This is a genomic window from Mesorhizobium amorphae (genome assembly GCF_014843845.1).
Lineage (GTDB): Bacteria > Pseudomonadota > Alphaproteobacteria > Rhizobiales > Rhizobiaceae > Mesorhizobium > Mesorhizobium amorphae_A.
On the sequence record NZ_JHQS01000077.1, the window covers coordinates 1 to 359 of the forward strand.

Below are 359 nucleotides of genomic sequence, written 5' to 3' on the forward strand. Positions count from 1 at the left end.
AATGCACTGAAGGACAGCGGCCTAGAGGCCAGATACCTCGAGCTGGAGGTGACGGAGAGCCTGATCATGCAGGACATCGAACTGGCGGTCGCAACGATGAACGCACTGCAGGGCCTGGGTGTGCAGATATCGATCGATGATTTTGGAACAGGCTACTCCAGCCTTAGCGCACTCAAGACCTTTCCAGTGGCGCGCTTGAAGATCGACAAGTCCTTCATCAACGATCTCGCCGACAACGAGAGCGATCAGGCCGTCGCCAGCGCCGTCATTTCATTGGGTCAAAATCTGCATCTGAGGGTCATTGCCGAGGGTGTCGAGACAGACGATCAAGTGGCCTTCTTGCGCAAGAACAATTGCGA

Annotated in this window: 1 protein-coding gene; it reads left to right on the forward strand. The window is 55.4% G+C overall.

The window, feature by feature from the left end; all coding sequences use genetic code 11:
* The coding region (locus DH08_RS30060; protein ID WP_192182887.1) for an EAL domain-containing protein at positions 1-359 on the forward strand (359 nt) is incomplete at both ends.